The sequence below is a fragment of the Rhizobium sp. 05L429 genome, assembly GCF_056397645.1.
On the sequence record NZ_JBFTNV010000020.1, the window covers coordinates 57,406 to 83,038 of the forward strand.

The following is a 25,633-nucleotide window of genomic DNA, read 5'->3' on the forward strand; positions in this document are numbered from 1 at the left end:
AAGGGAGCGGCTGTCTCCTAAAAAGGGAACATGAATTTGGCGGAAAGTAAGGTTGGCACGCGGGCGATCTATCAGCCGGGCGCAAGCAGCATCGAAGGGCTGCCGACGGCGCTGCAGATGTTTCACGCACATCCGCCTATGATGGTCATGCCGCACTGGCATGCGCAGGTCGAAGTCAACTACATCATGCGCGGTACGGTGCATTACCGCATGAGCGATCACGAGATTCGCCTCGAGGCCGGCCAGATTTGCCTTTTCTGGGGCGGGCAGCCGCATCAGATGGACGAATCGTCCGACGATTCGATTTATGCGGGCGCGCATCTGCCGCTCGTCTATTTCTTCCGGATGCGGCTACCGCCTGAAATATCGACCCGGTTGATGAGGGGCGAAACATTGCTTACGTCAGCGACGGATGCGGCGGACGAGCAAAACTTCCCGCGCTGGTTCCGCTACGCCAATTCGGGCGATCCGATGAAAGCGCAGCACGCTGTCGACGAGCTACTATTGCGCGTCGAGCGCATCGCCCTTGAACCCTACACCTTGGCGTCCAGGGCGCCGGTTTCTCTCGAGGGCGATCATCCGCAACCGCACTCTTCGCGTAGCGTTGCCCGCATGTGCGATTTCATCGCCGCCAATTTCCTGCAGGATATCGATTCGCTCGACATTGCCCGCGCCGCAGATCTGCACCCAAAATACGCGATGAACCTGTTCAAGAAGACGACGGGCATGACGATCAGCAAATATATCAACCTGCTTCGCCTTTCTCACGCACAGGCGCAGCTTATGGGGGAAGGGGCAAACGTCCTCCAAATCGCGATGGACAGTGGTTTTGGCTCGATCAGCGCCTTCAACAAATCCTTCCGCAATATTGCCGGTATGTCCCCATCCGATTTCCGGCGGGATATGCGGTCGATGATCGGGACGGTCGCGGTCGGAGGTTGAGACGGTCGTCGTCTGCCCTTGAAGATATCTCTCGGTTGCCGCCGATGACGTTATGACCCTTGCAATGAGTGCCCGACGCGACATCATCATCCAATTGTCAGGGAGGCTTTCGTATGACTGTGACCCAGGATGCTTTTCGTGTGCGCATCACCGGCGGGGTGCAGGGCGTCGGTTATCGCGCCTGGACGCGCGGCCAAGCCTTGCAACTCGGTCTGACCGGCTGGGTGCGGAATGAGGCCGACGGTTCAGTCAGCGCGCTGGTCGTCGGCTCTCAGGACGCTATCAGCACCATGATCGAGCGCTTCTGGAGCGGCCCTGCAGGCTCATCCGTCTCGGACGTCAAGGCGGAGGAGGCAACTTTGGACGAGGTGCCGAGCGATTTCCGCATCGTTCGCTGAGGATTACGGGAACCTGTGTTCTTTAGCGGGCAGCGGAGAGGCGAACTGCGTCTCACCTATTGTCACCGGCCGGTCGCCATCCGTGCGCACGACAAGGGTCTGCAGTTCCGGCACATCGAGATAGACCACCGTGTCTGCGCCGAGCCGTTCGATATGGCGCACTTTTCCTTGCCATTTTCCTTCGGTTGACGAGAGCGAAATATGTTCGGGCCGGATGCCATAGGTCCGGCATCCTTCCTTGGCAGCGATCTCTCCTTCAAACAGGTTCATTTTCGGCGAGCCGATGAAGCCTGCGACGAAGGGGCTCGCCGGATTGTTGTAGAGCGCCATCGGCGTTCCGACCTGCTCGATCTGTCCGCCGTTCAAGACGACGATCTTGTCGGCCATCGTCATCGCCTCGACCTGGTCATGGGTGACATAGATCATCGTGGCGCCGAGCTTGGCGTGAAGCTCGGTCAGTTCGATCCGCATTTGCGCGCGCAGCGATGCATCGAGGTTCGACAGCGGCTCATCGAACAGGAAGACCTTTGGATTGCGGATAATCGCCCGCCCGATCGCGACGCGCTGCCTTTGACCGCCGGACAGCGCTTTCGGCTTGCGATCCAGCAGATGCGAAAGCTGCAGCACATCGGCAGTCTGCCTCACCCTTTCGGCGATTTCCGCCTTGGGCCGCTTGGCGAGCGACAGGCCGAAGCCGATATTTTCTGCGACGGTGAGATGCGGATAGAGCGCATAGGATTGAAAGACCATGGCAATCCCACGCTCGGATGGTTCAGCATAAGTGACGTCCTTGCTGTCGATGAATACCTTGCCCGAGGTCTGCGTCTCCAGCCCGGAGATGATGCGCAGCAGGGTCGATTTCCCACAGCCGGATGGACCGACGAAGACGCAGAATTCACCCGCATCGACCGTCAGATCGACGCCTTTCATCACCTCCAGGCTGCCGAAGCTCTTGCGGACACTTTCGAGAACAACTGATGTCATGGCTTATCCCTTGACTGCACCGGCGGTCATGCCTGCAACGATCTGCCGGTTGAAGAAGATGAAGACGATCAGGGGCGGAATGGTCACCAGCAGGATGTTCATGAACAGCAGGTTGAACTGGGTCTGGAACTGCCCCTGGAAGTTATAGAGTGTCAGCTGCACCGTGACGTTCTCCCGGCCCGGCAGATAGTAGAGCGGGTTGGTGAAATCGTTGAAGATGGCGATGGACTGGACGACGATAACAGTCACGGTGACCGGCTTCAAAAGCGGCAGGATAACGCGAAAGAAGATCTGGAACGGCTTTGCCCCGTCGATGATAGCAGCCTCGTCGAGATCCCGCGGGATGGTTGCGATGAAGCTTCGAAACAGGAGAACCGTGAAACCAAGGCCATAGGCGACCTGGATGAGCACCATGCCCGACAGCGTCTTGAAAAGGCCGAGCAATTGTAGAACCCAGATGGTCGGAACAATGGCCGGAGGGATCATCAAGCCGGCGAGCACACAGCCATAGATGACGGTGTTCCAGCGTGAAGGACGGCGCTGCAAGACATAACCGACCATAGCACCGAACAGCACCAGCAACGTGACGGCAGCCACCGTGATGACGGTCGAATTGAAGTAGGCGAGCAGCAGCATATAGTTGCGGGTCTGCACGACCTCCATGAAATTCTGCCAGAGCTGCCACTCGACTGGCCAGCTGAATCGTAGCGTTGCCGCATCCTGTTTCGTCTTGGCGGCGGTGATGAAGATGAAGAGGAAGGGCAGCACGAAGATCACGCCGCAGGCGGCCAATGCCGCAATCCCGGTATAGAGCTGGCGGCGGTTCACAGATCCACCTCCTTGCGATTGAACCAGGCTGTCAGCGGCAGGACGATGAGACCGATGAGTAGGAAGAGGATCACGTTGCCGGCGGTCGACAGGCCGTAAAAGCCCGCCTGATACTGCTTGTAGATGACGCTTGCGAGCACATCCGAGGAAAAGCCGGGACCGCCGCGTGTCATCGCCCAGATCAGGTCGAAGCTTCTGAGACCACCGATCAGCGAGAGCGTCACGACCGTCACCGTCGCAGGCCTGACCAGCGGGACGGTGACGCGGAAGAACATCTGGGTGCGGGTCGCGCCATCGATGCGGGCGGCCTCATAATAGTCGGGGCTGATCGACGCGAGCCCGGCGATATAGATCACGGTGGCAAGCCCGATCCCCTTCCAGAGATCGACAAAGATAATGGAATAGAGCGCCAGGCCAGGGTCGGTCAGCCAGCCAGGACCGTGGATCCCGATGGCGGCGAGCGCCACGTTGATCAGACCGCGTGTCGGATGCATGAGCACCGCGAATGTGATGCCGACACCGATCGTCGAGACGAGAACCGGAAAGAAGATCACGGTCCGAAGCAAGCCCTGTCCCCACAGGCCGGAGGTCAAGAGCACCGCCAGCAGGAGACCGAGAACGGTTTTGGTGCCGGAGGTCAGCACCGCGTAGATGACTGTATTGACCAGACCCTGGATCAGGAAGGGTTCGCGGAAGAATTGCCGGTAGTTTTCCAGGCCGATGAATTGCGTCGTGAACAGGTCCCAGCGCGTGAGGCTGAACCAGAAAGAGGCAACTGTCGGAGCCAGGAAGAGGACGGTGAATACCACCGCCGCCGGCAGGACGAACCAGTAGGGATAGGGCGACTTGCGTGTTATCATACGGACACCGTGAAGCGTCCCCACCCGAGCCGATAAGGCTGGGTGGGGGATCGACTGGGAGGTTACCAGTTCGGCAGGCCAAGCTGCTTGGCCTGCTTCTCGACATCCTGGTCGTAAAGGGCGGCTGCGTCCTTGGCCGAACGTATGCCGGTTCCGACCTCGACAGTGATCTGCTCAAGTGCCGGTCCCTTGACGGGTGAGAGAAATTCGAGCGCCGGACCGTTGCGGCCTTCGGTTTCGAAATAGGGCAGCATGTCGGAAACAACAGGCGGAATGTCCTTCGGCAGTTCGCATCCCTTGACGAGATAGGGACCTGACGGAACGGCCTTTGCCATCAGGTCGCACGCTTCCTTGGAGCCGACGAAATCGAGGAATTTCTTTGCCTCTTCCAGGTTTTCGGACTTTGCTGAAGCATAGAGCGCAGAGGGCATCCAAACGGTCAGGCCGTTCTTGGCAGCGTCCGTTCCAGGTTGGGCAAAAAAGCCCAGATCCTTGAGGTTATCAGGAAAATTCTGCTGGATGTTACCGATGCCGAAGGTGAGGTTCGGATAGTGCGCGGCTTCGCCCGTGGCGACCATGCGCATGCCGTCGTCAAAGGTCGCCGCACCGAAGTCCGCATTGAAGTACCCGCCCTTCGCAACTTCCTCAAGATGTTCGAAGCCACGGAGCGCTGCCGGCGTATTGGCATATTTGACCTTGTTGGCAGTATAGTCGTCGGCGAAGTTCGGCACCTCGGCCTGAACGTTATAGAAGTCGGCCAGCACGAAGAGCTGAGAGGTCCAGGTCGTGCCGTAGGTCTGCGCCACGGCAACCTTGCCGGCTGCCTTGATCTTCTCGTTGTTGCTCATGAATTCCGCCCAGGTCTTTGGCGGGGTGAGGCCGAGATCAGCGTAGATCTTCCTGTTGTAGAGGATGCCACCGCCCATGGCAGGACCGAAAGGCAGGCCGCGAACACGGCCATCCGGGCTGGTGACGACCTTCTTGAAGCTCTCGAGAATGCCGGCTTCTGACGGAAGGTCGGAAAGATCTGCGATCGTCTCCTCCGGCTTCAAGGCCTGGAAAAGCGAGCCGCCGTTATACAGGAAGATATCGGCCATTTCGCCCGTGGCGAGCCGGGTCTTGATGATGTTGTCGCCCTCCGAGCCTCCGGCGCGCTGTTCAACGTCAAAGGTGACGTCCGGATGCTTTTCCATATAGGCTTTGGAAACGGCATCGAACGAGGCAATCGTCTCCAGATTGGTATCGATCAGCACGCTGAGGGTCACATCCGCATGTGCCACTCCAGCGGCAAGAGCCATGATGCTGGCTGCAAGGATGCTGCACTTCGTCATTCGCATAGTCATTTCCTCCTCTTGAAGACCGGAATGCGTTGGGCTGTTTGCCCGCGGATCGAAATCCGCGGGCAAACGCATCAGATGAAAAATGTAATCGTATGTTCTCCCGCACCGAGCCTGGTCTCCTCACCTTGCTCGATCCGGGCGCCGTCTGCCGTCAGCGACTTGCGGTCGCCTCTGCCCTGCAGACGTGCCGTCACGCCCTGCGGCAGTACGAGGCGGCATGTGACGGTTCCCTCCTCCAGAGTCCATCCAGCCTCGATACGACCATAGCGCGTGTCGTGCCAGGCCGAAACCGGCGAGAGAGCAGGCAGGATCGCAGGATCGAAGGCGACTTCCTCAAAGCCGGGCCTGTCTTCCAGCGGTTTGATCCCGGCAACATCTTCGAAGAGCCATTGGCATACGGCGCCATAGGCATAGTGGTTGTAGCTGTTCATATCGGGATCATAGATCGTGCCATCCTCGGCAAGCGCATCCCATCGTTCCCAGATCGACGTCGCGCCGCGCTCGACCTGGTACAGCCATCCGGGAACCTTCCGGTTCAGGAACATCTTTTCGGCAAGGTCCAACATGCCGAGCCGGGTCAGCGCCGGCAGCAGGGCAGGGGTGCCGATGAAGCCTGTGCCGATAACGCCGTCTGTCTCTTCCGCGACCCTGCGGAAATAGTCGCGGGCAGCCGGTTCATACTCCGGTGGGACGAGGCCGTAGAGAAACGCCAAAGACCAGGACGTCTGGTCGTTATGGGCAATACGGCCCGAGGGCGAGAAGAATTCGTGCTTGAACGCCGCCTTGATTTCATCAGCGCGCTTGTCGAGCCTTGCGGCTTCGACACTCTCACCCAGAATGCGCGCGATCTTTGCCGTCAGCTGGGTGGAAATAAAATGATACAGGGTCGCGGCGCAATCGTCTGCTACGGTCGGGCGCGGTTTCCTGTTGTCCCCGACCGGTTGCAGCCAGTCGCCGAAGGTGAAACCGTGCGCGCCCCAGACAGCCGGTGGACGGATGATCGGTCCATCGGAGATGCTCCAGAGGTAATCGAGCCAACGCAGCATTGCGGGGAAGCATTCTACCAATACGGCGCTGTCGCCGTAATGCAGGTAAAGCTGCCAAGGAATGATGGTGATCGCATCACCCCAGCCAGTTGAGCCTGCCCAATCGCCGCGCCCGTCGATCGGGTGCAATCGTGTCGGATCAGGCGAAAAATGCGGGACTGCACCATCGGCACGCTGGTCATGGATCACGTCGCGAAGGTACTTCTTGAGGAAGGTTTCGCTATCGGCAAGCCAGCAAGCCGTTCCGGCAAAGACCTGGGCGTCGCCTGTCCAGCCGAGGCGCTCATCGCGTTGCGGGCAATCTGTCGGTACTTCGATGAAGTTGGAGCGCTGCGACCAGATGGTATTGTCGACGAGCTGATTGACAGCGGCAACACCGGACGTGAAGCCGCCGGCACTTGTTGGCACCGACGTCACCGGCACCATCGTGATGGCGAGCAGCGCGGCTTGGCCGGTCACGGTAATGCGCGCATAGCGGAAGCCCATGAAGGTGAAGAGCGGCGCATATTCCTCTTCGGCCTGTCCAGACAGCGTATAGATCAGTTCGGCGCGCGCGCTGCGATAATTGCGGTTGTCGAAGAAGCGGGCGGGGCCGAGCACTTCGGAATGCTCGACGCGCACCTGCGCACCGGCAGCACCCTTGAGGCGCAGTCTTATATAAGCGCCTGCGTTCTGCCCGAAATCATAGACAGTTCGGCCATCGGCTTCCGTCCAGCTATCGATGGGGGAGCGTTCGTTCAGTTCCTTGACCGCGCCGGTCTCATGCGGAACCAGCAAAGCCTTGTCAAAGGAGAGGACATCGACGCCGTCGCTGTCCTGCGGGCGGATGCGGGCGTCATAATCTTCGCCATAATAGATCCCGTTGCGGACAACGGGGGTGAAGCCGCTCTTCCAGCTGTCATCCGTCTTCAGGAGTGTTTCGCCGCCGGAGCGCAATTCTGCGATCGCGGCCGTCCGGTCGCCCCAGCAATTGATGATCGGATTGGAAGCCCACATGAGCTGGCTGCGATACCAGCCGTCACCCAGCCAGATTTCGATACGATTGTTACCGGACTGGAGGAGCTTCGCCACGTCATAGGTCTGATAGGCGATCCGGTCATCATAGCAGGTCCAGCCCGGCGTCAGGAGGTCGCTGCCAATGCGCTTGCCATTGATAAAGGCGCGGTAGAGGCCGAGTGCCGAGATGCGCAGCGTTGCTTCGGCTGGAACGGCATCGAGCGCGAATTCGCGCGACACGAACGTGCCTGCGCTTGCCTGGCCGCCGTCACAGGAGGGGCCGATCATCGATGCCGTAAATTGGAAAGCAGAACCGGCAAGGCCATCTTCCCCGGCGATGCCGTGGGCCGAAACAGTCTTCATTTAGAACCTCCCTCAACCGCCAATTCCTCCAGCGGTTGCTCCGTGTGTATCGTTCTATGTATATCATTCTACACTATCGATTGCTGCGCAAGAGGTTTTGTGCCTATAATTTCACGACACTTGAGAGTGAGGCAATTTGGAATGAAAAATCAGTCCGTTAACGCGACAAGAGACAGGATAACGATCCGTGACGTGGCGCAGGATGCCGGCGTCTCCGTCGCTGCGGTATCGAAGGTTCTTCGTAACGCCTACGGTGTCAGCGAAATCTTGCGGACAAAGGTCGAGACCTCAATCGAGAAGCTCAATTACCGGCCCTCTGTCGCTGCTCGCGCCATGCGCGGCCGCACCCAAACGGTCGGTGTGCTGGTCATCGAATTGTCGAACCCATTCCTTGCGGGTGTCATCGAGGAAGCCAATGCGACCTTGGCCAAGAGCAGCTTCAAGGCGCTGATCGGGATCGGCCGTTCCGCGAGCTCGATCGAGGCATCGATGATCGAATCGATGATCGATAACCGCATGGATGGCGTGTTGATCATCGCCCCGCGAATACCGGGCAAGATCCTTGAGCTCTATGCGCGACAAATTCCGATCGTGGTGATCGCCCATCACGAGCCGCATGCCCAGACTTACGACACCGTCAATTCCGATGACCATGGAGGCGCCTGTCTGGCGGTCGAGACCGCCTTGCAGTGCGGCTACAGGGACATCGCAATGCTCGGCTACGAGCTTGCCGATTCGCCGCCGACCATCGTCGCCGTTCAGCGCGAGAAGGGCTATCTAGACGGCATGAAGGCGGCGGGCTTGGAAGGCCGCATCATCCGGCTGCCATCGGTAGGTGCTGACCGTGGGGCAGCAATCAATGATTTTCTGGCCTTGAAGGACCGACCCCGCGCGGTCTTCGTCTGGTCCGATCTCGATGCCGTACCGCTTATCAATGCCGCGCGCATGAGCGGCGTAAGGGTTCCGGAAGATCTTGCCATCATCGGCTACGACAATTCGCCGGTGGCGGCCATACCGCTCGTCGGTCTGACCAGCGTGGACCAGAACGCCGCTGCACTTGGAAGAACGGCGGCGGAGACGCTGCTCGGCAGGATTGATGGCCGCGGAGAGGCTCGTCATCTGCTGATCGAGCCGCATGTCAAGATGCGCGGAAGCACCTGAGAGCTGACGGCCTTTTGGCAGGCCGCGGCCTATGCGGCGGCAAAGAGCGTTCTCAGCACGTCTTTCCGTTCTATGATATCGGCGACGCTGTACCGATCGAAGACACCGACGAAAGCGGCCGTCGCCTCTCTCAAAACTGACGGCATGCCGCATCCGGCCCTGATGGAACAGGAAGAGCATTCGAGAATGTCGTCCAGGCCCTCAGTATGTCTGAGCAGACGACCGAGATTGATGGAGGTTGCCGGGCGGCCCAGTCGGATTCCGCCATTTCTGCCCCGGATCGATTCCACAAAACCGGCTTTCGCCAGATCCTGAACTACCTTCATCAGATGGTTCTGGGAGATTTCATAGGCGTCGGCGACCTCCTTGATGGAACGGATTTCTCCCTCGTGTGATCCGAGGTAGATCATCACGCGGATCGCATAGTCCGTATACCGGGTGAGCTTCATGGCACCTGCGTCAAAACGCCCAAAATAAATGATGCATTTGGATAGCATCTTTTACTGGCTGCGTATACATGCATTCCAGATGCATGATTATGGAGTGGCGCGATGGACGCGACCAAGTTGGAAGAAAGCCAGATTCTGCCGGTGCTGGAACGGTTCTACGAGAAAGTCCGGGGCGATTCGCTGCTTGGTCCGATTTTCGTCGTGGTGAAGGATTGGCCGGAGCATTTGCAGCGACTGACCGAATTCTGGTCTTCGCTGATGCTCACGACTGGCAAATACAAGGGCAATCCGGTCGCGATGCACCTGATCCATGCGGACAGGATAGAGCCCCCAATGTTTGAACGCTGGCTTGCGCTATGGCGCGAGACGACGGACGAGATGCTGCCACTCGCGGTCGCTCAGGAAATGCAGATCAAGGCAGGGCGAATAGCTTCGCGGCTGAACCTGGCCCTGACAGGGGAGATGCTTGAGCTGCGGGCCGAAAAACCCGCGCGGACGGTACTGAAGCCATACAAGACGACAAAGATCTTCGACGAAACCACTGTGCCAACAGCACTTCTCGAAAGCCATCGGGTCAAATCCGGCGCCTGGGCACTCATCCGCGTTTTGACGGGCAGCATGCGCCTGGTGACAGGGCAGACGGTGAGCCCATTAAATCCCGATCGCATCGGCCGGGTCCTGCCGGAAGTGGAGCATCACCTCGAGCTCCATGGCCCGGTTCAATTTCAGATCGAATTCTTCGATCGCGATCCTCTCCACGTTCATAGCATTGAAAGGAAAGAACATGCCTAAACCACTTTCGGCACGCACCATCGAACTGGTGAAGCAGAGCGCTCCGGCGGTTGCCGTTCATGCGAGTGACATAACGAAGACAATGTACGGGCTGCTCTTCAAGGACGAGCATATCAAGGCGCTTTTCAATCAGGCCAATCACGGCGAGAACGGCTCTCAGGTTCACGCGCTGGCGGCGGCAATCGTCGGTTATGCCCAGAACATCGATAACCTCGCGCCTCTTTTGCCCGTCATCGAAAGGATCGCGCATAAGCACATCGGTTTTCATATCCTCTCCGAACATTATCCTCACGTCGCCAGATCGCTGCTGGCGGCAATCCGCGAGGTATTGGGTGAGGCGGTATCCGAGGAACTGATCAATGCCTGGGGAGAAGCCTACTGGTACCTTGCCGACACCCTGATCGAAAGAGAGGAACAGATACGAGCCGAGCTTGAAATGCGGGCAGGGGGCTGGAACGGCTGGCGCGAATTCAGGGTTGACGAAAAAATCAAGGAAAGCGATGTGGTGACATCGTTCGTCTTGCGTCCGGTCGACGGCAAAGGCGTTGCGCTTCATCGAGCCGGCCAGTATCTGACCTTCGATCTCAGCCTGCCCGATGGCAGCAAGATGAAGCGGAACTATTCGATCTCGTCCGGACCAAATCAGGACTTCTATCGCATCTCGGTCAAGCGGGAAGAGAACGGCAAGGGCGGCTCGCGCTATCTGCACGATCACGTCGAGGTCGGAACGGTGTTGAAGGTCACGCCGCCCGCCGGAGACTTCTACCTGCCTGAAGAGCCGACCAGCGAAATGATTCTGCTTTCAGGCGGCGTAGGCCTCACGCCGATGGTCAGCATGCTGGAAGCAATCGCAGCCGATTATCCTGACGTCGAAGCCCATTTCGTTCACGGAGCAATGAACAGCTCGACGCATGCGATGGACAAGCATGTCCGTTCGCTTGCCCAGCGGCACGGCCGGGTATCGGTAAGCACCTTCTACAGCGAGCCCGCCGCCAGAGATGTTGCCGGCTTTTCTCATGACGAGGATGGCTTCATCACCGGAGGGTGGTTGGAAGCAAACACGCCGATCGAAACGGCAAATTTCTATATTTGCGGCCCGAAACCATTCTTGCGGTCGGTAGTCAGTGATCTGCGCACGCTTGGCGTTTCCAGTGACCGAATCCATTATGAATTCTTCGGCCCGGCGGATGAATTGCTGGCGGCCTGAAAGCGTCCGGCGGATAGTCTGAATCCACAGCACGAACAGGTAATCGACCAGGCGGAGCCACCATGGCACCGCCTGGTCGATTGCATTTTCAGAGACGGCGATGGAAGCGTCGGCATAGCGGTAAGGGACTGATTTTATCCGGCCAATGGTTCGATTAATCGCCCGTTCATTTTGCCGCCGCTATTGACCACTATCCGCCATTTCGAACAATCCAATTTTGAATGTAAACTCCCGCTCAAAAGCAATGAAAATGCCCAATTCGAAACGCTCGTGCCCCTTCTCGCATCCAGTTCCGCAAGAATGCATCGGCCGGACACGAACCCAGTAGAAGAGAAAACGCTATGTCCTCTCAAAATATTACGGGCGCTTCGGGCGCGAATGTTCATGCAACCGCCGCTGATCCCGATTTCGGCATCCGCGCCGCTCTCCTGTCGAATGATCAGCTGAGGGTAAAGGCGGCGCAGTTTGCGGAAAGCCGCGCGCTTGATGTGACGAGTTTCAAGAATTTCGATTTCTTCCAGCGGCACCGGGAGAACGAAGGCGAGATTCTGAGGGTCTATCGCGCTGCTGCCAAGGATGTCGATGCGGGAGAAAGCATCACGCCGGCGACCGAATGGCTGCTCGACAACCACTACATCGTCGAGGAAGCCATCCAGGAGGTCCGCCGTGACTTTCCGAAAAAATTCTATCGCGAACTGCGCAAGATCAAGCTCGACGGAACGGAAGTGCCGCGCACGCTGGCGCTTGCCTGGCTCTACATGGCGCATGCGCATAGCAATATCAGCAATGCCGGCATGGCGGCGGTCACGGAAGGTTTCCAGGACAAGGAGACGCTGCGCATCGGCGAACTCTGGGCGCTGCCCTCGCTCGTCCGCTACGTGCTGATCGACAATCTTCGCCATGTTGCGACGCGCGTCGACAAGAGTCGTGAAATGCGCACCAGCGCCAATGCAGCCGCGACCCAGGCGATAGCGCTCGGTGATGCAGGGTCCGCCGGCTTCCTGGAGACCCTTGTCGCCAATCTCGACGATACGACCTTCGTCACCCAGCTACATTATCGCCTGCGCAACGCGCTGGAGCCAACCGAAGCTGCGCTCAGCTGGCTCGAGGCGAAACTCGCGACAAAGGGGACCGATGCCGAAGCGGTGATGTCGGCCGAGCAGGTGCGTCTTGGCGCGGCCAACACGCTGATGGGCAGCATCATCAAGAGCTTGCGCGAGATCAACGATACCGACTGGTCCGAATGGGTCGAAGAAGTCAGCACGATCGACAAGTTGCTCTGGCAGCAGACGGATTATGCCGAGCTTGATTCCGGATCCCGCAACAGCTATCGCCGCCAGATCGAGAAGCTTGCCAAGCGCTCCGACAAGACGGAAATGGATATTGCCGAGGCGGCCGTGCGTCTGGCCGATCGCGCGAAAGCAGAAAGCCAGGATCCCTCCTCTTCGGCGGGCAATGTCGGCTATTATTTCGTCGGCAACGGGCGACGGGCGCTGGAGGCCGAGATCGGTTTCCGGCCAACGCTTGGCCTGCGCTTCATGCGCGCGATCCGCAAGCTGAACTGGCTGGCGATCGCCGTGCCGGTTCTGCTCCTGACGCTGCTGGCGCTGGTCATCACCAATGCGATTTTCGTCGATGCCGGCATGCCGCTTTTTGCGATGATCGTTCTGCTGCTGATGTTTGCGCTTCCGGCATCCGAAGGCGCGACCGGTCTCTTCAACTTCTTCGCTACCTTCTTCATCACGCCCGATCGTCTTGTCGGTTACGAATTCAAGAAGGGCCTGCCGGCAGACGCTCGCACGCTTGTCACCATCCCCTGCCTGATCGGCAAGCGCGAGCATGTCGATGAACTCGTCCGCAATCTCGAGGTCCATTATCTCGCCAATGCCCGCGGCGAAATTTATTACGCGCTTTTGAGCGACTGGCCGGACGCGCAGGAGGAGCAGAGCGACCGCGATCTCGAAGTGCTCGACTATGCGCTGAGCAAGATTGCCAATCTGGAGGCCCGTTATGCCGAGGAGGGCAAGCAGCGCTTCTATCTGCTGCATCGTCGCCGTCAATATAATCCGGGCGAAGGCGCCTGGATGGGCTGGGAGCGCAAGCGCGGCAAGCTGCACGAGCTCAACATGCTGTTGCGCGGCGCACCGAACACGAGCTTCCTGCCCGGTGCCGATCGCGTGCCGCAGGATGTGAAATATGTCATGACGCTTGACAGCGACACGCGGGTCGTCCGTGACACCGTGACCAAGCTTGTCGGCAAACTGCATCATCCGATCAATCGCCCGGTATTCGACGCCGAGAAGCAACGCGTCGTCGATGGCTATGGCGTGCTTCAGCCCCGCGTGACGCCGTCGCTCACGACAGGCAAGGATGCTTCGACCTTCCAGCGCGTCTTCTCTGTCAATCGCGGCCTCGACCCCTATGTTTTTGCCGTCTCCGACGTCTATCAGGACATCACCGGCGAAGGCACCTTCACCGGCAAAGGTCTCTATCACGTCGATGCCTTCGAAGCGTCGCTCAAGGGCCGAATTAAGGAAAACTCGGTTCTCAGCCATGACCTGCTCGAAGGTTCGATGGCGCGCTGCGCACTGGTAACGGACTGCGAGCTCGTCGAGGACTTTCCGATCCGCTACGAAGTGGAAGTCTCGCGTCAGCATCGCTGGGCGCGGGGCGACTGGCAGCTTCTACCCTACATCTTTGATGACCGCCGCGGCGTCACTGCGCTCGGCGGCTGGAAGATGTTCGACAATCTACGCCGGTCGCTGACGCCGATCGCCTGGTTCCTGGCATCCGTGATGGGCTGGTACTGGATGGACCCGCTCGGCGCACTCATCTGGCAGATCCTGCTGATCTTCAGCCTGTTCGTTGCACCGACCTTGTCGCTGATCAACGGCATCATCCCGCGCACGAGTGACATCATTCTTCAGGCCCATCTGCATACCGTCTGGAAAGATATCGAGAATGCCAACGCCCAGGTGGCGATGCGCATCGTCTTCATCGCCGACACTGCCTGCGTCATGGCCGACGCCATCATCCGCTCGCTCTATCGCCTCTTCGTCAGCCGCAAGTTGATGCTGCAGTGGCGCACTGCCGCAAGTGCGCAGGCTATGGCGCAGACGACGATCCTCGGTCATTACAAGGTCATGTGGCGGGCACCGGTGCTGGCCATTCTGGCGCTGCTCTTTACCATTTCCTCAGGCGACAGCGCCTGGGTGGTCGGCCTTCCCTTCGTCATCCTCTGGGTCCTGTCGCCGGCCATCGCCTGGACGGTCAGCCAGACGGCAGAAACCGAAGACCGGCTCGATGTGCCTGACAATGTCCGCAACGAGCTTCGAAAGATCGCAAGGCGCACCTGGCGCTATTTCGATCACTTCGTGGTTCCCGGCCAGCACTACTTGCCGCCTGACAATGTCCAGCAGACGCCGCATGCCGTTGTCGCCATGCGCACCTCGCCGACCAATATCGGCGTCTATCTGCTGTCGGTGATTTCGGCACGCCGTTTCGGCTGGATTTCCTTCGAAGATGCAATCAAGCGTATCGAGCAGACGATCGAGACAGTCGACAGGCTCGAGAAGTATCGCGGCCATCTCTTCAACTGGTACCACACCGATACGCTGAAGCCGCTCGGCCGCCGATATGTGTCATCAGTCGACAGTGGCAATTTTGCCGGTCATCTGATTGCCGTATCGTCGGCATGCCGGATCTGGGCCCAGTCTCCCCTTACCCAGGTTCACACCGACCTCGATGGCATCGGCGATGTCGCGGCCATTCTTCGCGAGGTGCTCGGTGATCTCAGGGAAGAGAATAAATCGGTCCGCTCTCTCCACGATCGGCTTGATGGCCGGATCGCCGATCTCGAGACGGCGGTTGCCACAGGCAAGCGGGAGAAAGAATTCTCCTCGGGCCTGATTGAGCGATTTGCCGGACAGGCTCGGGAAATCCGCGAACTTGCCGGCAGCCTCGACCGAGAGGTGAAGACGGCGCAAAGCGACGAGATCGTCCACTGGGCCGAAAAACTCGTGGAAACCTGCGAGCTTCATCTGACCGACAAGGCCTTCGATCCCTCGCAGGTGCATGCCATCAGCGAGAGGCTGATCCGCGTCGGCAGTCGCGCCCGCGAAATCGCTTTCGACATGGACTTTGGCTTCCTCTACCGCCCCGAGCGCCGGCTGCTGTCGATCGGCTTCCGCGTGGAGACGGAAGAAGTCGATGCGGCGTGCTATGACCTGCTTGCCTCGGAGGCACGTCTGACCAGCCTGTTTTCCGTCGCCAAGGGCGACCTGCCGACAGAGCATTGGTACAAGCTCGGCCGCCATGTCGTCCCGGTCGGTCCGCGCGGCGCTCTGGTTTCCTGGTCCGGTTCGATGTTCGAATATCTGATGCCGCCACTCGTCATGCAGGAGCGCAGCGGAGGCATCCTCAACCAGACCAATAATCTGATCGTTCTCGAGCAGATGAACTATGCCCGCAGCCTCGGCACGCCCTGGGGCATTTCGGAAGCGGCCTTCAACGCCCGCGACCACCAGATGAACTATCTGTACAGCAATTTCGGCGTCCCGACGCTCGGCCTGAAGCGTGGCCTCGGCCAGAACGCCGTCATCGCGCCCTATGCCTCGTTGCTGGCAAGCCAGTACAACCCGGTCGCCGCCCTCGAAAACCTCAACAGGCTGCGGACCCTTGGTGCGCTCGGCATGTACGGTTTCCATGATGCCGTCGATTTCACGCCGAGCCGTGTGCCCGAAGGCAAGCAGTGCTCCGTGGTCTACAACTACTATGCGCACCATCACGGCATGTCGATCGCTGCCGTCGCCAACGTCGCTTTCGACGGCATGCTGCGCGAACTCTTCCACGCCGATCCTGTGATCGAGGCAGCCGAATTGCTGCTGCAGGAAAAGGCGCCTCGTGACATTCCAGTCATGGCGGCCAAGCACGAAACCGATGCGCCGGCGACCATCCAGGGCGATCTCATGCGTCCGGAAGTGCGACGCCTGGAAGATCCGGCATCGCGCGAGCGCGAATTGCTGCTGCTGTCCAACGGCCGTTATTCGACCATGCTGACGGCGACCGGCTCCGGCTACAGCCGCTGGAAAAACCTCTCCGTCAACCGGTGGCGGGCTGACCCGACCGAAGACCGCTGGGGCTCCTTCATCTTCCTCCGGGATACAGAATCCAACGAATGGTGGTCTGCGACGGCCGAGCCGCGCTCGATTGCCAACGAGCATGTCCGCGTCAGCTTCAGCGACGACAAGGCGGAATTCATCAAGACCGTCGGCGAGTTGACAAGCGAGATGGAAGTCTTCGTCGCCAGCGATCACGATGCGGAAGGCCGCCGCCTGACGATCACCAATACTGGCACAGAAGACCGCGTCATCGAAGTGACCTCCTATATGGAGCCGGTCGCGACACTCGATATCGTCGATACAGGACACCCGGTCTTTGCCCGTATGTTCCTGAAGACGGAGATTGCCGCTGCCGGTGACGCAATCTTCGTGGAACGCCAGAAGCGCGGTCTGACCGATCCCGATGTCGCCATCGCGCAGCTCATCGTCGATACGTCTGGTGAGAACGGCCAGACGCAATACGAAACCGACCGCATGCGCTTCCTCGGCCGTGGGCGCACCCTGACCGAAGCTGCCGCCTTCGACGTGGACGCCAAGCTGTCAGGCACCGACGGCTTCACCATGGATGCCTGCGTGTCGTTGCGCCGTACGCTACGCGTGCCGGCCGGTGAAAAAGTCAGCGTGACCTTCTGGACCGTTGCGGCTGCTGAACGCTCTGAACTTGAGGCGGCGCTGGAACACTATCGCCAGCCGGAAAGCTTTGCCCAGGGCCTCGTTCAAGCCTGGACGAGAACACAGAGCCAGCTGCGCCAGATCGGCGTGAACTCGAAGGAAGCAGCAGCCTACCAGCGGTTTGCGCGCTATATCATCTATCCCGATATGGCTCTGCGTGCCGACAGCAAGGCGGTTCGCGAAGGCCTGAAGTCCCAGTCCGTGCTTTGGGGCGCGACCCTGTCCGGCGATGCGCCGCTGATGACGCTGCGCATCACTGATGAGCTCGGTACCGATCTCGTCAAGGAGTTGCTGCGGGCACAGGGTCTCCTGCAGTCGCGCGGCGTCGAGGTCGATCTCGTTATCTTCAACGAGCGCGCCGGCGAGGCGGCCTCTGAGATGCAGCGCACGATCGACCAGCTCTGCGATGCGGCGCGTCACGCCAGCGAAATCGCCGGTATCCAGCGCAACATCTATGTGCTGCGCAAGGATCTGACGACGCCCGAAGCCTATGACGCCATCATCGCCGCTTCGCGCGTCGTTCTGCGCGGGCGCGACGGCAGCCTCATCGACCAGTTGCAGCGGGCCCGCTCCGTTGCCGGTTCGCCCGCACTGCTCGGTCAGTGGGGTGATTCCACCCTCGTGCCGAGGACGCTCCGCGGCATAGCCTCGCCAGAACCGGCTGACGGCAGCGATCTTGCGTTCTGGAACGGCTATGGCGGCTTTGCAGCCGATGGCAGCGAATATGTCGTACGCCTGTCGGGCGGCGAGCAGACGCCGCATCCGTGGGTCAACATCATGGCCAATGACAGCTTCGGCTTCCATGTCTCGGCGGAAGGTTCTGCCTTCACCTGGAGCCAGAACTCCCGCGACCATCAGCTGACCCCGTGGACGAACGATATGGTCGCCAACAGACCGGGCGAGGCCTTCTATCTGAGGGATCTCGATCGTGGCTCTGTCATCGTGCCCTATGCGTCGCTCGCACAGCGGTCCGACACGCGCTTCGAAGCCCGCCATGGGCTTGGCTACTCGGTCTTTTCGACGGTTCAGGACGAAATCGCCCTGGAGGTCACGCAGACCTTGCATATGGAGAAGTCGGTCAAGCTGACGCAGCTGCGCATCCGCAACGATGCGGGCGAGGCACGCAAGCTGCGCCTTTATGGCTACGCGGAATGGATCCTCGGCAACAACCCGACGAAGAGCAAACCGTTCATCATCTCCAGCTTCGACAGCGCGAGTGGGTCGGTCTTCGCGAGCAATCCGTTCAGCGTAAGCTTCGGGACGCGTGTCGCGGCATTTGCGGCAAGCGAAACGCCATCGAGCGTTTCTACCAGCCGCCGCGAATTCATCGGTCGCCACGGAACGATCCAGCAGCCACGCACCGTCTCGGCGGGCTCGCGGCTCTCCAACGCCATGGATCTCGACGGGGATCCGGCAGCCGCCATGGCGTTCGATCTGACGATCCAGCCAGGCGAAGTGCGCGATATCTGCTTCTATATGGGTGATGCTGCCTCACAGGAGGAAGCGGCAGCGCTGATTGCCGAAATCCGCTCCGTGAGCTTTGAAGACGTTCTCAGCCAGACCCGCAATTTCTGGAAGAGCTTCACCGGCAAGACGCGCGTTTCGACGCCGGACCAGGGGCTCGACTTCATGGTCAACAGCTGGCTGCCTTATCAGACCTATAGCTGCCGCATCATGGCCCGCACCGCCTTCTACCAGTCGAGCGGCGCCTGGAACCTGCGCGACCAGCTGCAGGATTCGCTGGCTTTCCTGCTGCACTCGCCGGACATTGCTCGCAAGCAGATCCTCAATACCGGCCGTCGCCAGTTTCCGGAAGGAGACTTTCAGCACTGGTGGCTGGCAGACAGCGGCGCCGGCGTTCGCACGAACATCTCCGACGATCCGGTCTGGCTCGCTTATGCGGTCGATCAGTATTGCTCGGCGACCGGCGATAGCGCGATCATGGACGAGATGCTGCCCTTCGTTGAAGGCGCGCAGCTCAGCCCCGGCCAGTTCGACGCCTTCCTTCAGCCGCGCGTTTCGGATGAGACCGCATCGCTCTACGAGCATGCCGCTCTTGGCCTCGATCTCGCGATCAAGCGCACCGGCGTCAATGGCCTGCCGCTGATGATGAGCGGTGACTGGTGCGATAAGATGGACCGCGTCGGCATGGCCGGCCGCGGGGAGAGCGTCTGGCTCGGATGGTTCCTGGCTGGTGCGCTACGCCAGTTCATCTCCTATGCCGAAACCCGTGGTGATACCCAGCGTGTCGGCCTCTGGACGGCGCATCTGGAAAAGCTCAAGGCCGCAATCGAAACGGCCGGCTGGGACGGTGAATATTATCGTCGCGGCTATTACGACAACGGCGCGCCGCTCGGCTCCAGCCAGTCGGAAGAGGACAAGATCGACTCGATCGCCCAGTCCTGGAGCGTGCTGTCAGGCGAGGGGAACCCCGAGCGCAGCGAAATGGCGATGAAGGCCGTGCTCGACAAGCTCGTCGATGAAGAAGGCAAGTTCATTCGTCTGCTGACACCGCCCTTCGTCAAGCCTGTCAACGATCCCGGGGTCATCAAAGCCTACCCGCCCGGCGTGCGCGAAAACGGCGGCCAATACACCCATGCTGCCACCTGGGCGGTCTTTGCTCTCGCCCGCATGGGCCGCGCCGAAGACGCATGGCGTGCCTTCGAGATGCTGAACCCGATCAATCATTCGCTCGATAAATCGTCTGCGGATGTTTATCGGATCGAGCCTTATGTGATCGCCGGCGACGTCTATGGTGAAGGCGCCCTCAAGGGCCGCGGCGGCTGGAGCTGGTATACTGGCTCGGCCGGCTGGCTCTACCGTGTGGCAATCGAGGGCATCCTCGGCATACGCTCGGAGAATGGCCGGCTGCAGGTCAAGCCGGCCTTGCCGCCCGGATGGGACGGCTTCTCCGCCGAGCTCGATCTGCCGAGTGGAAAATATCAGGTTTCCGTTTCGAAGGTGGACGCGGATCGCTGCTCCGTGACGATCAACGGCACCGCGCTTGATGATCTGAATGAGGGATATCTGCTGGAAGCCAAATGATAACGCTGCGGGGGCAGATTGACTGGTGTCACTGCCCCCGGCGATTGCGCGCGACCGCGCCGTTCAATCCGATGGCAGAGTGAAGACAGCGCAGGGTTCGGCAATGCCGCGCAACCGGTGCTCACCCAAGGGGATCAGTTGCGTGGGGATCTCCGCAGCGAGCGCGCCTGATATCAGCACACGGTGGCCGAGGGACTTGCACAACCCCTCCAGCCGGCCCACCAGATTGACGGCGGGGCCGATGGCGGTGAAATCCAGTCGGTCGGCCGCACCGACATTGCCCCAGAGCATCTCGCCGAAATGCAGCGCCACGCCGAACGGAAGTGGTGGCAGGCCTTGCGCTTGGCGCGAGGTATCAAGATGGGCCATGCCGGCACGGGCGGCCGCGACGGCGCGTAACGACGCTTCGCAGGCCTCACCAGGCGTGCCGGTAACGGGAAAGATTGCCAGGACACCGTCACCTATGAACTTCAGCACCTCGCCCCCGAAAGCGTGGACTGCGCCTGCAATCCGATCGAACCAGGCATCAAGGGTGGCGATCATGAGAGAGGGTTCCGTTGCTTCAGAGAGGGCTGTGAAATCGCGTAGATCAGCGCAGAGCAAAGCGGCGCGGATGGTTTCGCCACTGCTGCGGCCGAGCGCGCCGGCCTGCACCTGTGCGGCGCTTCGTCGACCGAGATAGGCCTCCAGCAGGGTTGTCAGCGCCGTTCGTGCGGTCAGAGCTGCCAGGGGTGCCGCCGCAAAGCGCGCGGCCTGGTTTAACCGATCCGCCTCGGTCGGATCGAACAAACGGGATCCGGCCCAGCCCAATATCGGGCTGTTGGAGTCTCGGCCGATCCTTCCTTCATGTATTGGCCCAAGTCCGGCAAGCCAGTCGCCCGCAGCCTTGTTGAGTGGGCCGCCGGCAAAATCGAGCGCCTCGATGACGGCGCCGGTTTCTGCCCGCCACAACCAGGTGCGGCGCGCAATGATCGGATGCGGAACGGCAAGAGTGAGGGCGCCGCCCACAAGGGGCAGACCGTCGGCAAGCAACTGGGGACCAAGCTCGGCTATGAAGTGTTCGGGGCCGGACGAGCCGCTAGCCTCATCGATCAGCCAGGCAATGTGGGCGGGCAAATCCATTCCTCGATCATGCCATAGCGCTCACCTGATGTCAGCCGGGCAGCTGTTGCAGCACGCCGGCCCGTTTTTATACGGCAAGACATCGCCCTCCGCATGAATTCAGCTTGTCTTTCAAATGAGAAGCTTGGTCATTTCCTGCCATGAAAAGCATCGGGTCCTGGGTCGCGTCCGGCCGCCACGGTGCTCAGCCGGCCAAGGTAGTGAGCCCAACCCTCGGCATGGCCGGCGCATTGCTCGACATTGGGCAAGCCAGTGTGCGTCAGACGCAGGAGCGTTCCATCAGGCTGTTCGATCAGATCGATCTCCACCAGGCTGGAGCCCGGCGGCACCACCTCGCTACCATCCCAGCCGAAGCTGTAAGCCAGACGATGAACCGGAACCACTTCGCGAAAAGAGCCGCGAGCGAAACGTGCACCGGTGACGTTGACGAGGTAGAGCCCTCCAGGCTGCGGCTCGATCTCCGCCTCTGTTCCCATCCAGCGGAGGATCTTTTCCGGATCCGTCAGCAGGGCGAACACTGCAGCAGGCGGCGCAGAAAGATGCGTTTCGCGGCGAACGACGAGGGCCTCTTGCATCGCTTTCTCCCAAGTTTGATCTGCACCGACCGAGGGCGGGACGCGGTATCCAGCATTATTTTAGGAAGATGATCGCTCGCAGCAAGGGTGTCATGCGTTGCCAACGTTTGAATTGTGGAAGGCGCCCATCCTGAGAATCGATGTGGAGGCGGCGGCAGAGCTCACATGTACCTGCCGCCGTCCGCCGCCTGCTCTACTACGGATTTGCCTTCAGGAAGGCGATAAGGTCGTCGACTTCGAAACTCCAGAGTCCCCAGAAGCGCATCTTTGTCTCGGGGATTTTTCTGCTCGGGCTTGCCAGAAATTCCGCAAGTTCATGCTCGTCCCACACAAGCCCGTCTTGGCCGGCTGTCTTCAGCGCGGAAGAGTAGGCATAGTCGTCTTTGATAGCTGCCCGCCGTCCCACGACACCCTTCAGAGACGGGCCGAATGTACTTCTGGTGTCATCGATAGTGTGACATGAAGAACAGGCCCGGAAAATTCTCGCACCACGATCCGCATCCGCCGCGAAACAGTTGCCTGTAACTGAAGCTGCCGTGATTGCCCATGCGATTGTCCTCAACATCGCGCTAACCTTGCGCGTCCATCTTCGTGAGCTTGAAAAAGAACCGCTTTTCGTCGTCGCGCAAGCACATCATCCCAGCCAGCGTATTTTCGTCCACCCGTCTGAAGTGGTCGACGATCGGCTGCTCGTTGTAGACCATTGCGGCGCTTGCGATCTGCTCGAATGCCCGAACCTCCAGCGCGGCTGTCGTGCCTCGCGCGCGGAGCGCCTTCTGAAAATACGAAAGCATGGTCCGGGCGAGGGCGGTCCGTCCGAATGGTGCCAGCTTGATCGCGAGCCCGATAGGGGCGAAGCGCGGGTCCATGGCCACGAGCCGTCCCGGATGCCACTGAAAGAGTAGCGCGTCGGCCCGCATGTCGGGATGAAAACGTTTGCCGAACCATCGCAGGTTTTCGAGGACTCCATCGAGCGGATGCCCCGATGGAATGCCGACGCCTCGCCATAACCCAACCATCTCGACGGGTTTGACGGGCGCCAGCGACCGGAACCAGACCGTCATATCTTTCTGCAGGTCCGCTTGCACGGGCTCACCTTTTCCCACAATCACATCAGGAAAGAAGTAGCGATTGCCAACGAAGATTCCGAGACCTGATTGGATGTCTCTGAGCGAAACCTTCAAATTCGATGCTGGATATCTGCTCTTATCTGGCGGCGCCCGCCTCCACGGGGAGGGCCGCCAGGAGATCGTCGCTACCATGCCAGGACGCGAGATAACGGCAGATCGTGTTGGATTCCCACAAGATACCGTCATCGCTTTCGATAACCGGCACCACGCCATTCGGGTTGAGCGCGCGAAATTCCGGCGTCCGGGTGGAAGCAAACCCTGTCCCCAATCCTCCTGCACTTAATCCATGCCGATCTCTTCGCAGGTCCAAAGCACCTTGCGAACATTGATGGACGATTGCCTGCCAAGAACTCGAAGGACACTCAGGATCTGCTCCAATCCAATTGGGTCATGGGTATCGAACGTTACGTCAAGTTGCAGCAGCAAACATATGCCGGCGATAACAAACCTGGTTACCTGCGCTTGTTCGGGAAGCTATTGTAGGCCTCGTATGTCATAATAAAATCAGGAGATTACATGGTTTTGTTGCGGTTCTTTGGGAGGCCAATCCAAGTCGACCAACGTTGGAATAGCCGTCCAGCAGGTGCTGGACGGCTGATAGTAATGAAAAGAGCCGTCATGGCTTCAATATAGACTGGATCAATAATCACATTTCAACGAATTCAGTCTGACTGACGGCGCTTGCGCCAAACTTTTCGCGACGCAAAATAAGTATGACAATTTGGCATTCTCGACGCAGCCCGCGGTTGGTTGGCAACCTGTCAGCTCGTGCGTCGAAGTAATCAAGTTAGAGGCTAAAAGCCGAAAATTTTAGTTTCCACCCGATTGACCGGATCAGAAATCTTGCGCTAGCTTGATTAAATCAATTTGATTGACTTCAAAAATAAAAACTAAGGGAACGTAAAAATGGGACTGGATAAGAGCGTATTCCGCAGTGTTTCCGCGCGTGCCGGTTGGGCCGCGGCGACCGCCCTTACAGCGGTCGTGGCGTTTGGGGTATCGGCTGCTTCAGCCGCCGAATCCGTGTTGACGATGCATATCGAAGAGCAGACGAGCTGGGTGCAGAACTTCAATCCTTTCGACCTTGCCGGCCGCCGGCAGAGCACCATGGATTTCATCTATGAGCCGCTCGTCATCTTCAACGCGCAGGACGGCGGCAAGCCGGTCTGGCGCCTTGCCACGAACTACAAGTTTTCCGATGACATGAAGTCGATCACCTATGAACTGCGGCCGGGCGTGAAATGGTCAGACGGCCAGCCGCTGACATCAGCCGACGTCAAATACACGATCGATCTGATGCTGAAGAATGCCGCACTCGATACCGTCGGCGTCGGCGAGACCGTGGCCTCCGTCGAGGCGCCGTCGCCGACCGAGGTGGCGATCAAGCTCAAGGCCGTCAATTCCGATTTCCCGGAGACGCTTGCCGATCTCGCCGTCGTGCCTGAGCATATCTGGAAAGATGTTTCCGATCCTGCCGCCTTCAAGAATGAGAAGCCGGTCGGATCCGGCCCGATGACGGATGTGCGCCGCTTTACCCCGCAGGTCTACGAACAGTGCCGCAACCCGAACTATTGGGATGCCGCCTCGCTGCATGTCGATTGCCTGAGGCTGCCGCAGATCTCCGGCAACGATCAGATGCTCGCCATCCTGCCCGAAGGCAATATGGACTGGATCGGCTCCTTCATTCCCGAGATCGACAAGACGTTCGTGGCGCTGGATGCCGACCATAACGGTTACTGGCAGCCGCCGGCCGAAACCGTCGCCTTTCAGATGAATTTCAAGAGCAAGGATGAAGGCAATCTGGAAGCCTATAAGGATCTCAACTTCCGCCACGCCTTCAGCCTTGCCATGGATCGCAAGTCGATGGTCGATATCGCCGGTTTCGGCTATCCCGTCGTCAATGAACATGCCTCCGGCCTGCCGCCGCGCTTTGAAGGTTGGCGCAACAAGGATGCCGAAGGCGACAAGGACGCCTTCATGGGCCTTGATACCGACAAGGCGAACAAGATCCTCGACGATGCCGGTTACAACAAGGGGTCTGATGGTTTCCGCACGACCCCGACCGGCAAGCCGATCGCCTTCCCGATTATCGTTCCCAACGGCTGGACCGACTGGATCGACGCCGTGCAGATCGCCGTCGAAGGCCTGCGCGCCGCCGGTATCAATGCGTCGGTCGCCACGCCCGAATACGAACAGTGGCGCAAGCAGATCCTCGATGGCAGCTTCGAGGTCGTCATGAATTCGCGCGCTGACGGTGCGACGCCGTTCCGCGGCTATTACCAGAGCCTCTCGACGGCCTATGGCGGACGCGTCACCGGCGCTCCCTCGCGCTATCAGAACCCGAAGCTGGATGCGCTCTTCGATCAGTATCTGAAGGCGACGTCGGATGATGATCACAAGAAGATCTTCAACGATATCCAGTTGCTGGTTGCCGCCGACTTCCCGGTCGTGCCTGTCTTTAACGGCCCGACTTGGTACCAGTTTTCCAGCAAGCGCTTCACCGGCTGGATCACCGACAAGGACCCGGTCATGAACCCGGAAGATCACGACAATAACCGGATGCGCCTCATGCATCTCCTGCGTTTGAAGCCGGTCCAATAAGG

18 protein-coding genes are annotated in these 25,633 nt (G+C 59.6%); 7 read left to right on the plus strand and 11 right to left on the minus strand.

Features of this window, described 5'->3' with window-relative positions; translation table 11 throughout:
- The first annotated feature begins 30 nt into the window (after positions 1-30).
- Positions 31-942, plus strand: coding sequence for a helix-turn-helix domain-containing protein (locus AC1DNW_RS20910; RefSeq protein WP_113296407.1), 912 nt, complete (start codon positions 31-33; stop codon positions 940-942).
- Between the two features lie 113 nt (positions 943-1,055).
- Positions 1,056-1,340, plus strand: a complete 285-nt coding sequence (locus AC1DNW_RS20915; RefSeq protein ID WP_113296408.1) for an acylphosphatase — start codon at positions 1,056-1,058, stop codon at positions 1,338-1,340.
- A gap of 3 nt (positions 1,341-1,343) precedes the next feature.
- On the opposite strand, the gene AC1DNW_RS20920 is transcribed toward AC1DNW_RS20915, so the two are convergent.
- The 5 genes from AC1DNW_RS20920 to AC1DNW_RS20940 all read right to left on the minus strand — a co-directional run bounded on the left by AC1DNW_RS20920 (position 1,344) and on the right by AC1DNW_RS20940 (position 7,757).
- A complete protein-coding gene (locus tag AC1DNW_RS20920) occupies positions 1,344-2,324 on the minus strand; it encodes an ATP-binding cassette domain-containing protein (RefSeq protein WP_115037178.1) in 981 nt (326 codons plus the stop codon).
- A gap of 3 nt (positions 2,325-2,327) precedes the next feature.
- Positions 2,328-3,152: a carbohydrate ABC transporter permease gene (locus tag AC1DNW_RS20925; protein ID WP_113296410.1), complete on the minus strand. Its 825-nt coding sequence runs from the start codon at positions 3,150-3,152 to the stop codon at positions 2,328-2,330.
- Positions 3,149-4,012, minus strand: coding sequence for a carbohydrate ABC transporter permease (locus tag AC1DNW_RS20930; RefSeq protein WP_113296411.1), 864 nt, complete (start codon positions 4,010-4,012; stop codon positions 3,149-3,151). Before AC1DNW_RS20930 ends, AC1DNW_RS20925 begins: the two co-directional genes overlap by 4 nt.
- A gap of 62 nt (positions 4,013-4,074) precedes the next feature.
- Positions 4,075-5,355 carry an ABC transporter substrate-binding protein gene (locus AC1DNW_RS20935; protein ID WP_477836625.1) on the minus strand — a complete coding sequence of 427 codons (1,281 nt, stop codon included), beginning with the start codon at positions 5,353-5,355 and terminating at the stop codon, positions 4,075-4,077.
- 68 nt (positions 5,356-5,423) lie between these two features.
- Entirely contained in the window at positions 5,424-7,757 is a 2,334-nt protein-coding gene (locus AC1DNW_RS20940; protein ID WP_113309549.1) for an alpha-L-rhamnosidase, read from the minus strand.
- A 141-nt stretch (positions 7,758-7,898) separates the two neighbouring features.
- Here AC1DNW_RS20940 and AC1DNW_RS20945 point away from each other — a divergent pair, with 141 nt between their 5' ends.
- Positions 7,899-8,918: a LacI family DNA-binding transcriptional regulator gene (locus tag AC1DNW_RS20945; protein ID WP_113309546.1), complete on the plus strand. Its 1,020-nt coding sequence runs from the start codon at positions 7,899-7,901 to the stop codon at positions 8,916-8,918.
- A 29-nt stretch (positions 8,919-8,947) separates the two neighbouring features.
- Here AC1DNW_RS20945 and AC1DNW_RS20950 read toward each other — a convergent pair whose 3' ends face one another.
- Positions 8,948-9,367, minus strand: a complete 420-nt coding sequence (locus AC1DNW_RS20950) for an Rrf2 family transcriptional regulator (protein WP_113296651.1) — start codon at positions 9,365-9,367, stop codon at positions 8,948-8,950.
- 102 nt (positions 9,368-9,469) lie between these two features.
- Between AC1DNW_RS20950 and AC1DNW_RS20955 the strand changes: the two genes are divergently transcribed.
- From AC1DNW_RS20955 to AC1DNW_RS20965, 3 genes are all read left to right on the plus strand, one after another.
- Positions 9,470-10,159 (plus strand): TehB-like domain-containing protein, encoded by a 690-nt coding sequence (locus tag AC1DNW_RS20955; protein ID WP_113309542.1) that lies wholly within the window; start codon positions 9,470-9,472, stop codon positions 10,157-10,159.
- Entirely contained in the window at positions 10,152-11,366 is a 1,215-nt protein-coding gene (gene hmpA / locus AC1DNW_RS20960) for an NO-inducible flavohemoprotein (protein WP_477854232.1), read from the plus strand. The genes AC1DNW_RS20955 and hmpA overlap by 8 nt, the downstream gene beginning before the upstream one ends.
- 341 nt (positions 11,367-11,707) lie before the next feature.
- Positions 11,708-20,203 carry a glycoside hydrolase family 94 protein gene (locus tag AC1DNW_RS20965; protein ID WP_477854233.1) on the plus strand — a complete coding sequence of 2,832 codons (8,496 nt, stop codon included), beginning with the start codon at positions 11,708-11,710 and terminating at the stop codon, positions 20,201-20,203.
- Positions 20,204-20,266: 63 nt separating this feature from the next.
- On the opposite strand, the gene AC1DNW_RS20970 is transcribed toward AC1DNW_RS20965, so the two are convergent.
- The 5 genes from AC1DNW_RS20970 to AC1DNW_RS20990 form a co-directional block, all read right to left on the minus strand.
- Positions 20,267-21,325: an adenylate/guanylate cyclase domain-containing protein gene (locus AC1DNW_RS20970; RefSeq protein WP_477854234.1), complete on the minus strand. Its 1,059-nt coding sequence runs from the start codon at positions 21,323-21,325 to the stop codon at positions 20,267-20,269.
- Positions 21,326-21,453: 128 nt separating this feature from the next.
- Positions 21,454-21,900 (minus strand): SRPBCC family protein, encoded by a 447-nt coding sequence (locus tag AC1DNW_RS20975; RefSeq protein WP_113309532.1) that lies wholly within the window; start codon positions 21,898-21,900, stop codon positions 21,454-21,456.
- A gap of 196 nt (positions 21,901-22,096) precedes the next feature.
- Complete coding sequence (locus tag AC1DNW_RS20980; protein WP_477854235.1) at positions 22,097-22,465, minus strand: c-type cytochrome; 369 nt, start codon at positions 22,463-22,465, stop codon at positions 22,097-22,099.
- Positions 22,466-22,469: 4 nt separating this feature from the next.
- Positions 22,470-22,964 (minus strand): GXWXG domain-containing protein, encoded by a 495-nt coding sequence (locus tag AC1DNW_RS20985; RefSeq protein WP_477854264.1) that lies wholly within the window; start codon positions 22,962-22,964, stop codon positions 22,470-22,472.
- A 142-nt stretch (positions 22,965-23,106) separates the two neighbouring features.
- Complete coding sequence (locus AC1DNW_RS20990) at positions 23,107-23,298, minus strand: glutathione S-transferase N-terminal domain-containing protein (protein ID WP_477854236.1); 192 nt, start codon at positions 23,296-23,298, stop codon at positions 23,107-23,109.
- A 638-nt stretch (positions 23,299-23,936) separates the two neighbouring features.
- Between AC1DNW_RS20990 and AC1DNW_RS20995 the strand changes: the two genes are divergently transcribed.
- Positions 23,937-25,631 (plus strand): ABC transporter substrate-binding protein, encoded by a 1,695-nt coding sequence (locus AC1DNW_RS20995; RefSeq protein WP_477854237.1) that lies wholly within the window; start codon positions 23,937-23,939, stop codon positions 25,629-25,631.
- Positions 25,632-25,633 lie beyond the last annotated feature (2 nt).

What these genes read in the sequence shown, in the direction of transcription:
- AC1DNW_RS20910 (WP_113296407.1), top strand. Translation starts at nt 31, where the DNA reads ATGAATTTGGCGGAAAGTAAGGTTGGCACGCGGGCGATCTATCAGCCG.
- AC1DNW_RS20915 (WP_113296408.1), top strand. Translation starts at nt 1,056, where the DNA reads ATGACTGTGACCCAGGATGCTTTTCGTGTGCGCATCACCGGCGGGGTG.
- AC1DNW_RS20920 (WP_115037178.1), bottom strand. Translation starts at nt 2,324, where the DNA reads ATGACATCAGTTGTTCTCGAAAGTGTCCGCAAGAGCTTCGGCAGCCTG.
- AC1DNW_RS20930 (WP_113296411.1), bottom strand. Translation starts at nt 4,012, where the DNA reads ATGATAACACGCAAGTCGCCCTATCCCTACTGGTTCGTCCTGCCGGCG.
- AC1DNW_RS20935 (WP_477836625.1), bottom strand. Translation starts at nt 5,355, where the DNA reads ATGACTATGCGAATGACGAAGTGCAGCATCCTTGCAGCCAGCATCATG.
- AC1DNW_RS20940 (WP_113309549.1), bottom strand. Translation starts at nt 7,757, where the DNA reads ATGAAGACTGTTTCGGCCCACGGCATCGCCGGGGAAGATGGCCTTGCC.
- AC1DNW_RS20945 (WP_113309546.1), top strand. Translation starts at nt 7,899, where the DNA reads ATGAAAAATCAGTCCGTTAACGCGACAAGAGACAGGATAACGATCCGT.
- AC1DNW_RS20950 (WP_113296651.1), bottom strand. Translation starts at nt 9,367, where the DNA reads ATGAAGCTCACCCGGTATACGGACTATGCGATCCGCGTGATGATCTAC.
- AC1DNW_RS20955 (WP_113309542.1), top strand. Translation starts at nt 9,470, where the DNA reads ATGGACGCGACCAAGTTGGAAGAAAGCCAGATTCTGCCGGTGCTGGAA.
- hmpA (WP_477854232.1), top strand. Translation starts at nt 10,152, where the DNA reads ATGCCTAAACCACTTTCGGCACGCACCATCGAACTGGTGAAGCAGAGC.
- AC1DNW_RS20965 (WP_477854233.1), top strand. Translation starts at nt 11,708, where the DNA reads ATGTCCTCTCAAAATATTACGGGCGCTTCGGGCGCGAATGTTCATGCA.
- AC1DNW_RS20970 (WP_477854234.1), bottom strand. Translation starts at nt 21,325, where the DNA reads ATGGATTTGCCCGCCCACATTGCCTGGCTGATCGATGAGGCTAGCGGC.
- AC1DNW_RS20975 (WP_113309532.1), bottom strand. Translation starts at nt 21,900, where the DNA reads ATGCAAGAGGCCCTCGTCGTTCGCCGCGAAACGCATCTTTCTGCGCCG.
- AC1DNW_RS20980 (WP_477854235.1), bottom strand. Translation starts at nt 22,465, where the DNA reads ATGTTGAGGACAATCGCATGGGCAATCACGGCAGCTTCAGTTACAGGC.
- AC1DNW_RS20985 (WP_477854264.1), bottom strand. Translation starts at nt 22,964, where the DNA reads ATGACGGTCTGGTTCCGGTCGCTGGCGCCCGTCAAACCCGTCGAGATG.
- AC1DNW_RS20995 (WP_477854237.1), top strand. Translation starts at nt 23,937, where the DNA reads ATGGGACTGGATAAGAGCGTATTCCGCAGTGTTTCCGCGCGTGCCGGT.